The 8,728-nt window shown below is 64.6% G+C and carries 9 protein-coding genes; 6 read left to right on the forward strand and 3 right to left on the reverse strand.

The genetic code is table 11. The features are described 5' to 3' along the window. The coding region (locus tag I6F38_RS42465) for a hypothetical protein (RefSeq protein ID WP_225164581.1) at positions 1-221 on the forward strand (221 nt) is incomplete at its 5' end. A 238-nt stretch (positions 222-459) separates the two neighbouring features. Continuing rightward, positions 460-1,593, forward strand: coding sequence for a site-specific DNA-methyltransferase (locus I6F38_RS42470; protein ID WP_225164582.1), 1,134 nt, complete (start codon positions 460-462; stop codon positions 1,591-1,593). 52 nt (positions 1,594-1,645) lie between these two features. On the opposite strand, the gene I6F38_RS42475 is transcribed toward I6F38_RS42470, so the two are convergent. Further along, the gene (locus I6F38_RS42475; protein WP_225164583.1) at positions 1,646-3,082 is read right to left on the reverse strand and encodes an EF-hand domain-containing protein; all 1,437 of its coding nucleotides are present in this window, start codon (positions 3,080-3,082) and stop codon (positions 1,646-1,648) included. A gap of 600 nt (positions 3,083-3,682) precedes the next feature. Here I6F38_RS42475 and I6F38_RS42480 point away from each other — a divergent pair. Beyond that, on the forward strand, positions 3,683-3,979 hold the full coding sequence (locus I6F38_RS42480) for a hypothetical protein (RefSeq protein WP_225164588.1): 297 nt from the start codon (positions 3,683-3,685) through the stop codon (positions 3,977-3,979). 136 nt (positions 3,980-4,115) lie between these two features. Beyond that, a complete protein-coding gene (locus I6F38_RS42485; RefSeq protein WP_225164584.1) occupies positions 4,116-4,802 on the forward strand; it encodes a glutathione S-transferase family protein in 687 nt (228 codons plus the stop codon). A 78-nt stretch (positions 4,803-4,880) separates the two neighbouring features. Here the strand turns inward: I6F38_RS42485 and I6F38_RS42490 are convergent, their stop codons facing one another. Continuing rightward, entirely contained in the window at positions 4,881-5,303 is a 423-nt protein-coding gene (locus I6F38_RS42490) for a nuclear transport factor 2 family protein (RefSeq protein WP_057016996.1), read from the reverse strand. A 151-nt stretch (positions 5,304-5,454) separates the two neighbouring features. On the opposite strand from I6F38_RS42490, the gene I6F38_RS42495 reads away from it, so the two are divergent. Further along, positions 5,455-6,369: a LysR family transcriptional regulator gene (locus I6F38_RS42495; protein WP_225164585.1), complete on the forward strand. Its 915-nt coding sequence runs from the start codon at positions 5,455-5,457 to the stop codon at positions 6,367-6,369. Between the two features lie 154 nt (positions 6,370-6,523). Here I6F38_RS42495 and I6F38_RS42500 read toward each other — a convergent pair whose 3' ends face one another. Then, complete coding sequence (locus I6F38_RS42500) at positions 6,524-7,141, reverse strand: glutathione S-transferase family protein (protein ID WP_225164586.1); 618 nt, start codon at positions 7,139-7,141, stop codon at positions 6,524-6,526. 170 nt (positions 7,142-7,311) lie between these two features. Here I6F38_RS42500 and I6F38_RS42505 point away from each other — a divergent pair, with 170 nt between their 5' ends. Beyond that, positions 7,312-8,577 carry a flavin-dependent oxidoreductase gene (locus I6F38_RS42505; protein ID WP_225164587.1) on the forward strand — a complete coding sequence of 422 codons (1,266 nt, stop codon included), beginning with the start codon at positions 7,312-7,314 and terminating at the stop codon, positions 8,575-8,577. Positions 8,578-8,728: the final 151 nt, after the last annotated feature.

Raw genomic sequence — 8,728 nt, forward strand, 5'->3', positions numbered from 1 at the left:
CCGCCCCCTCCGCCCATCCCGCCTTCATCGCGACGGTCTTCGATGTCGTCGCTGCGGCGGAAATCATCATAGCGCATGGTGGTTTCCCTTCATTCCAGTCGGCGACCCAACGCGGGACACTCCAACTTAAAATTTCCATTCTGTTAATCAATATCCTGCCCGGCAATAATTGCCTAGTCCGGAAGAGGCGCATCCCTTGCGGTGCAAACGGCTGCGAATGAGGGCGAATCTACCGCGCAAATCGTGCCGGTTTGATGATCCGCAAATTTTTTCGCCGAACGCGCTGATGTTGCAGCACAACGCCGACGGCACTGCGCCATGCCGCGCAAAAGATGCTGCAATCTTTTGCATGAAGATTTCCAATTAAGTCGATTTTTACTTTGCCGGGTCAATGTGACGCCAGTCGGTTGTTTAGTCCCGCGTCGCCGACAGCGTCGCCTGAGTCAGAGTTCTTGAGTCATGGTAGTGTCGCGTCGCGGGGCGTCTGCAAGGGCGCCCCGCACTAAATTTGAGAGTGCCCCATCGAGCCACATCGTCATTGGCGATTGCGTGGCCGAATTGTCGAAGCTTCAGGCCGGCTCGGTCGACCTGGTCTTCGCGGATCCTCCCTACAATCTGCAGCTCAGGGGCGACCTCAAGCGCCCCGATGAGTCGCATGTCGATGCCGTCAACGACGACTGGGACAAGTTCTCGTCGTTCGCTGCCTATGACGATTTCACCCGCGCCTGGCTGCTGGCCTGCCGCCGCGTGATGAAGCCGTCGGCAACGCTGTGGGTGATCGGCTCCTATCACAACATCTTCCGCGTCGGCGCGATCATGCAGGACCTCGGCTTCTGGCTCCTGAACGACATCGTGTGGCGCAAGTCCAATCCGATGCCGAACTTCCGCGGCCGCCGCTTCACCAATGCGCACGAGACCATGATCTGGGCCGCGCGCGACGAGAAGGCGAAGGGCTACACCTTCAATTACGAAGCGCTGAAGGCGTCCAATGAGGACGTGCAGGCACGCTCCGACTGGCTGATCCCGCTGTGCACCGGCGAGGAGCGCCTCAAGGACGGCGACGGCAAGAAGGTGCATCCGACGCAGAAGCCCGAGCAGCTGCTCGCCCGCGTGTTGCTGTCGTCCTCGAAGCCCGGCGATCTCGTGATCGATCCGTTCAACGGCACCGGCACCACCGGCGCCGTCGCCAAGCGCCTCGGCCGCAGCTATATCGGCTTCGAGCGCGACAAGGCCTATGCCGCCGCCGCCGAGGCCCGCATCGCCGCGATCGAGCCGCTGCCGGACGCAACGCTGGCGCCGTTCATGACCGCGCGCGAGGCGCCGCGGGTGGCGTTCTCCGAACTGATCGAACGCGGCATGATCGTGCCGGGCGCCAGGCTGGTCGACGCCAAGAAGCGCCACGGCGCCCTGGTGCGCGCCGACGGCGCCATCATGCTCGGCGACAAGGTCGGCTCGATCCACCGCATCGGCGCGGTCGCGCAGGGCTCCGGCGCCTGCAACGGCTGGACCTTCTGGCACGTCGAGACCAAGAGCGGCCTGCGGCTGATCGACGAGCTGCGCGCCGAGATCCGCTCCGAGATGGCGGCGGGCTGAGCGGCTCGCCGGCCGAGTTACCTGATGCGTCACGCCAACGTGGCGCGCGGTGTCAGCGCGACGGGCAGCCTGCGCTCTTCTCGCCGGTATCCTCGACCATCACGCAGGAATGTCCGGGATCGCCATCGGGATATGGCGTGCCTTTCACCACCAGGAAGGTGACCGAATGGGCCCCGTGGAGGCCGGACGGGAACCGGATCTTCTTGCGAACAACGAATTCGCCGGCGCCGTTCTGGGTGACACTGCCGTTCGCGAGCAGCTGAACCAGCCCGGCCTGCGCAGGGAGCACCTCATAGGGTGTGACGGGACCACTCGCGACGACGGAAGCGGGATTGATGTCCACCACCCCGCCGGGCCAGTAACGTTGCAGATCATCGTGCGCACGGCTCGGACCTGTCTCGATGACCACGTTGCCGGGATTGCCCACAATGTTGAGTGTGCCTCCGCTCTTGCGGATTACGAGGCCCTGGCCGGACTGCCCCTTGAGCGTGTCGATCCCGCCGGAGGGAACGTTGAAGGTGGAGACTGCATATTTGGCGGCGACGACATCAGGCGCCCTGCCCGTCGCGTCGCGGACAGCGCCAACGGCTTGCAGCGAGCCGCTCGACGGTAACTCGTGAAAGTAGGTCAGGCAGTTGGCGCGGCCGAGAAAGCTGACGCGGTCGCGTGCGACACCTGTCGCGCCGGTTAGCGGCCCCTGCGTCGGATCGCCCCTCTTGCCGCCGGTGCTCAAACTCGTCACGACCACGCGCTCGATCCGCTCTACCGCGCCGCCGAATTGCCAGATGGTCGAGCTGAAGCTTGCGATCACCACATAGAGCGGATCGCTACCCGGCTCGACATTGATCCGCCCGGCGTGCACTACCGCATCCTGCGAGCCTATGGTCACGCTCGACAGCGACTCAGTCTGATACGCACTGAGCAACACGACCCGGGCCTTCTCGGAGACGGCCGGCATCGCGCAGACCGCACGTTCGGCGTCGATCGCCAGCTGCCGCTTGCGGGCGAGTTCGGCCTGTTCGTGCTGGCGCTTCTGCGCCGCATCCGGATCGCTCGAAGGAGGCGCGGGAGTGCGCCTGAATTCCATGAGCTCCTGTTGCGAGACCTTGCCGTCACTGTCGGTATCGACCTTACGGAACAGCGCCTCTCCCGTGGCCTCGTAGGCGGCACGGGACAGCTCGCCGGCCGTCGCCGTTTCGAGCGCCAATGCAAGACGGGTCTTTGCCGCATAGCCGCTCAAGGAAGCGACCCGCTGGTTTGCCTCGTTGAACTTCGCTGCCTCGGCAAGGCTGACCTTGCCGTCCTTGTTGACATCGAGCGCCATGATTGTCGTGACCATGCGCTCGGTCGACTCCGCGCTGCCGCCGAGTGGGGACTTGCCGATTACCGACTGGGCGCGCGCCCAACGCGACTCGTAGGCTGCGCTTCTGCGAACCTCGTCCTCGGTCACGAAGCCGTCGCCATCGAGATCGTAGCGCAGCACGCTCATCCAAGCGACGCTCCTGACCTGGACTGCTTCCATGGCGGCGTGCAACTCCACGTCGCGCTGCGTTAGCTTGCCGTCGCCGTCGGCATCGAGGTTGAAGAACTCGCCGCGAAGCTGCTCGAGGTAGCGATCAAGGGACTGCCCTGCAGGTAGCCGCAATAGCAGCTGCTCCTCGGCGGCCTTTGCGGGGGAAGGCGGCGATCCGGCCGGCGCGACTGGCGCTTGCGCGACAGCGGGCTGTCCGACGCAGGCGACGACGAGACCGGCCAGGCCGGCATGACGGAGGGATGATACCATGAGCATTCGCGTTCTCCCGATCCTCAGGCATTAGGCCGTGCGTGCGTACCGCACAAGCCGCTACCTTTTGTTGAATCCGGGAACAGTAAATGTCGGCTTGAGGCGGTATCCGACCCTCCGCCGTCGTCCATGCGGCGACGTTAAGTATCGTTCGTCGCGGTTCGCGGCCGATTGTCACGGTGCGCCGAATGACGGGGTATTGAATGCCTTCGCCTTGATGCACTGGCGAAGCGGGCCTACGCTGTCCCGTCACTTGCCCGTTTCGATTGGTCGCCGATGCGAAGACAATCCGAGACATTGCTGCTGGTGCCGCTGCTGCCGGTCTTCCTGCTCGGCATGTTTCCGATGCTGCTGATCGGCCTGCTCGGATTCTTCGGCCTGATCATTTTCGGCATCCTGCTCGTCTGCGTCGGCCTGACGCTCGCCCTCGAGGCGCATGGCGAGTTCAATGAAGAGATCATCGTCCATGGCTACGCGCGGGGATCAGAACGCGCGGCGCAGGTCTCCCATTTGCGTGCTGCGACCCGCTCCGCCGCCGCGCTGGACGTCGCGGGCATCGCGCTGGTCGTCGCGGGTATCCTGGGCTTCTTCTGGGCCGGCTGACCAGCGCGCCACGCGACCCTGATTCACAAACTCGTCGCTTGCGCCGCGGCGTGAAATTTGCGCAAGAGGAGCCGGTCTGCGGCCTTCCCCGCCGCGTCGCGATCTCGCCGGCTACAAGAACCAAGGGAGTCCCTTCATGATCAAATTCTATTTCAATGGTGCGCCGAACCCGAACAAGGTCGCGCTGTTCCTCGAAGAGTCCGGCCTGCCGTTCGAGGCGATCCCGGTCGATACCCGCAAGGGCGAGCAGTTCACGCCGGAATTCCTCAAGGTCAACCCGAACGGCAAGGTGCCGGCGATCGACGATGACGGCGTGCTGGTGTTCGATTCGAACGCGATCCTGCTCTACCTCGCCGAGGAGCACGGCAAGTTCCTGCCCGCCAATACGCCGGCCAATCGCGCCGCGACGCTGTCCTGGCTGATGTTCATCGCGACCGGCCTCGGCCCCTATTCCGGCCAGGCCGTGCACTTCAAGCACTTCGCGCCGAAGGATCTCGACTACGCCAACAACCGCTACCAGTACGAGGCGCACCGCCATTACAAGATCCTCGACGATCACCTGGCGAAACAGCGCTACATGGTCGGCGACAGCTACACGATCGTCGACATGGCGTTCTGGGGCTGGGCGCGGATGGCGGCGTTCATCCTCGGCGAGGAAGGCTACGCCAAATATCCGAACGTCAAGCGGCTGGTCGACGATATCTCGGCGCGGCCGGCGGCGGCGCGCGCGATCGCGCTGAAGGACAAGCACACCTTCAAGGCCGAGATGGACGACGCGGCGCGCGACATCATGTTCGGCCACCTCAAGTCCAAGGTGGCGTAAGCCAATCCACACGACGGCAAGACGACGGCGCCCGGATGGGCGCCGTCTTCGTTTGTGCCGTCCGTTAGCGGCGGACCGCTACGCCGGAAACGCGCCGAGCGCCTTCTCGGTCAGGACCGAGTCGCAATATTCCCGCACCTCCTTGATCCGACCACCGTCGAAACGGAACACCAGGCAATAGTCGTTGTCGTAGCGCTGACCTTGCTTGGTGAGGTTGTCGCCCTTGGCCTCGATCACGACGATGTCGCCGTCGGCGATGATGCGATGGGCGACGGTGCGGCCGCGCTCGACCAGTTTCGAGCGGACATGGCCGTGCAGATCGTTGATGATCGACTGCTTGCCGGTGAAGGTACGCGACCAGGAATATTGCCCGGTCACGGTCCAGATCGCGTCGTCGGCAAGCGTTGCCATGAACAGCGAGTTCTCGCGCACCGCAGGATCGGGACTGCCTGCGATCACGAACATCTCCTGCACCAGTTTCTTGTTGTCGGCTGCGCTCATGGCGCGTCTCCTTGCGATTGATAGACCCTGATTTCAGGCGTTTCCTCACGCGATGCGGTCTTCGGCTCTCGTGAAAAACGCCTTGCCCGCAATCCTGCGGCGCCTGCGCGCATTCTTCCAATCGATAGGTAGTATGATATATATTCACTCGATGAATTTGAATTCGCTTGACCTCAATCTGCTGGTCGCGCTCGACGCCCTGCTGCGCGAAGCCAATGTCAGCCGCGCGGCGATGCGGCTCAATCTGTCGCAACCGGCGACCAGCCACGCGCTGCAGCGGCTGCGCGACCTGATCGGCGATCCGCTTTTGGTGCGCACCGGCGCGCGGATGGAGCTGACGCCGCGGGCGCAGGCGTTGCGCTCGCCGCTGGCCCATGCGCTCGACCAGGTGCGCGCGCTGTTCGTCTCCGACGATTTCGACGCCGCGCGCAGCGACCGGCACTTTCGCCTGATGATGCCCGACCTCGCGGTCGAGCTCCTGATGCCGCCGCTGATGGAGAAGGTGACGCAGATCGCGCCGAACGTCACCATCGACGTGGTGCCGTGGCGGGGACCTGCGATCTTCACGCCCGAATTCGCCCGCACCATCGATCTCGTGATCTCGATCGGCGACTCCTTCAAGGGCTTTCACCGCCAGCGGCTCTACACCGACAGCGATGCACTCGCGGTGCGGCGCGGCCACGGCGTCGGCACGAAGCTGAAGAATCGCGAGGCCTTCCTCGCCGCGCGCCATGTCGCCGTGATCATCCGCGGCCAGAACGAGGACCTGATCGACAGCTGGCTGCGCGCCAAGGGCATCGAGCGGCGGATCGCGCTGGTGGTGCCGGGTTATATCGAGGCGCTGCACGTCACCGCGCGCACCGACCTCGTCGCCTTCGTGCCGCGCCGGCTGATCTCGGCGCTGTCGAAGCAATTGTCGTTGATGACGGTGACGCCGCCGCTCGATCCAGGAATCGACGAGCAGCACATGTTCTATCCGACGCGTGCCCAGATGGACCCGGGCTCGCTGTGGCTGCGCAAGCTGATGCTCGAGACCGGACGCGAGCTGGAGACGCGGAAGGTGTAGCGGCGCGCTCTATCCCCGCGTCGTCCCGGCGAAAGCCGGGACCCATAACCACCAACCTTCGTGTGGCGCGACGCTGGAGCCACAGCCCTGTCAGACGACCAGCAGCGGTGGTTATGGGTCCCGGCTTTCGCCGGGACGACACCGAGTTTTTTGCTTACGCTCTCTGCTCCGCCAGCACCTTCTGCACCGCCGGGCGGCCCTCCATCGCCGCGCGATGCGCCTTCACCTTGGGCAGCGTTGCGATGTCGACGCCGTCGCCGTCGAGCCACAGGGTCAGCGTGTAGAGATAGGCATCGCCGACGGTGTAGTTCTCGCCCATCACCCACGGGCCCTTCAGCATGTCGCGCTCGATCAGGTTGAAGCAGGCGCCCATGGTCTTCGGCACCATCGCCTTCATGTCGGCGAACGACGTCTCCTGCGTCGCCCAGCGCGGACCGCGCATCTTGTGGGCGTGGCAGATATGCACCGTCGAGCACAGATAGGAGTTGAAGGCCTGCAGCCTGGCGAATTCGAAGGCGTCGTCGGGCGCGAGCTTCGCCTGCGGAAAGCTCTGCGCGATATAGGCCAGCATCGCCGGCGTCTCGGTCAGCACGCCGCGATCGGTCACCAAAGTGGGCACGCGGCCCTTCGGATTGATCTTCAGGTATTCCGGGCTGTTCTGCTGGTTGGTCTTGAAGTCGATCTTCTCGGTCGTGTAGGGCGCGCCGGCCTCGGCCAGCGCGATGTGGGACGCGAGCGCGCAGGTGCCGGGGGCAAAATAGAGCTTGAGCATGTTGCTGTCCTCTCCGAGCCTTGTCGGTTCGTTGCGAACGCGGCTCTGGTTCTTGTTCTGACGGCGCGGAGGTTAGCGGCAGCCCCCTTGGCCGTCCACCCCGCGCGCCGCAGACCTTGCCCGCGGCGGTGCCGTCGTGCGATGACCATGGCCAATCGAGGGGATTTTTCATGACTGTGCTCATTGCAGGTGGCGGAATTGGCGGGCTGACGCTGGCGCTCAGCCTGCACCAGATCGGCGTGCCGGCCCGCGTCTTCGAGAGCGTGCCCGAGCTGCGGCCGCTCGGCGTCGGCATCAACGTGCTGCCGCATGCGGTGCGCGAACTGATCGAGCTCGGCCTGCACGATGTGCTCGACGCTTCAGCGGTGCGCACCCGCGAGCTCGCCTATTTCTCCAAGCACGGCAAGCCGATCTGGAGCGAGCCGCGCGGGCTCGAGGCCGGCTACAAATGGCCGCAATTCTCGATCCATCGCGGCCGGCTGCAACAGCTGCTGCTCGATGCCGCGACCGAACGGGTGGGGGCTGCGAACATTCTCACCAGCCATCACCTCACCGGCTGGACCGAGACCGCCGACGGCGTCCGCGCCGATTTCATCGATCGCGCCACCGGCAAGCCCGCCGGCAGCTATGACGGCGTGGTGCTGATCGCCGCCGACGGCATCCATTCGGCGGTGCGCGAGAAGCTCTATCCGCAGGAGGGGCCGCCGATCTGGAACGGCCGCATCCTGTGGCGCGGCATCACCCGCGGCGATGCCTTCCTGACCGGCCGCACCATGATCATGGCCGGCCACGAGATCCTGAAATTCGTCTGCTACCCGATCTCGAAGGAGGCAGGCCCCGACGGCAAGTTCGACATCAACTGGGTCGCCGAGCGACACATGCCGCCGACCTATCAATGGCGCCGCGAGGACTACAACCGGACCGCAAAGCTCGACGAGTTCCTGCCGTGGTTCGAGAGCTGGAATTTCGACTGGCTCGATGTCCCCGGCCTGATCCGGAACTGTCCGCATGCCTACGAATATCCGCTGGTCGATCGCGATCCGATCCCGCAATGGACCTTCGGCCGCGTCACGCTGATGGGCGATGCCGCGCATCCGATGTATCCGATCGGCTCCAACGGCGCCTCGCAGGCGATCCTGGATGCGCGCGTGCTGACACGCGAGATTCTGGCGCATGGCCCGACGCAGGCGGCACTCGCGGCCTATGAGGCCGAGCGGCGGCCTGCGACCACGGACCTCGTGATGCTGAATCGCCGCAACGGCCCGGAGCAGGTGATGCAGCTGGTCGAGGAGCGCGCGCCTGATGGCTTCAAGGTCGTCACCGACGTGCTGTCGCAGCAGGAGCTGGAAGACATCGCCGCCAACTACAAGCGCGTCGCCGGTTTCCAGGTCGAGGGACTGAACGCCAAGCCGCCGATCGTGCAGCGGGCAGGCTGAGGCAACTCTCGACCCGTCATCCTGAGAGCCTGACTGAAAAATGGGTGAGTGATCTCAGTGGGGTGTGATTCCATCGGATTTGCAAAGATTCGAGGGAGAGCACGATGCCCTGGACCAAGATCACTCGGGAGCAATATCGGCGGGACGATCT

Source organism: Bradyrhizobium sp. BRP56 (genome assembly GCF_020194035.1).
Taxonomy (GTDB): domain Bacteria; phylum Pseudomonadota; class Alphaproteobacteria; order Rhizobiales; family Xanthobacteraceae; genus Bradyrhizobium; species Bradyrhizobium australafricanum.

Bases quoted from the DNA above. Each gene is read 5' to 3' on its own strand.
- I6F38_RS42470 (WP_225164582.1), top strand. From the start codon at position 460: ATGGTAGTGTCGCGTCGCGGGGCGTCTGCAAGGGCGCCCCGCACTAAA.
- I6F38_RS42475 (WP_225164583.1), bottom strand. From the start codon at position 3,082: ATGAGCGTGCTGCGCTACGATCTCGATGGCGACGGCTTCGTGACCGAG.
- I6F38_RS42485 (WP_225164584.1), top strand. From the start codon at position 4,116: ATGATCAAATTCTATTTCAATGGTGCGCCGAACCCGAACAAGGTCGCG.
- I6F38_RS42490 (WP_057016996.1), bottom strand. From the start codon at position 5,303: ATGAGCGCAGCCGACAACAAGAAACTGGTGCAGGAGATGTTCGTGATC.
- I6F38_RS42495 (WP_225164585.1), top strand. From the start codon at position 5,455: ATGAATTTGAATTCGCTTGACCTCAATCTGCTGGTCGCGCTCGACGCC.
- I6F38_RS42500 (WP_225164586.1), bottom strand. From the start codon at position 7,141: ATGCTCAAGCTCTATTTTGCCCCCGGCACCTGCGCGCTCGCGTCCCAC.
- I6F38_RS42505 (WP_225164587.1), top strand. From the start codon at position 7,312: ATGACTGTGCTCATTGCAGGTGGCGGAATTGGCGGGCTGACGCTGGCG.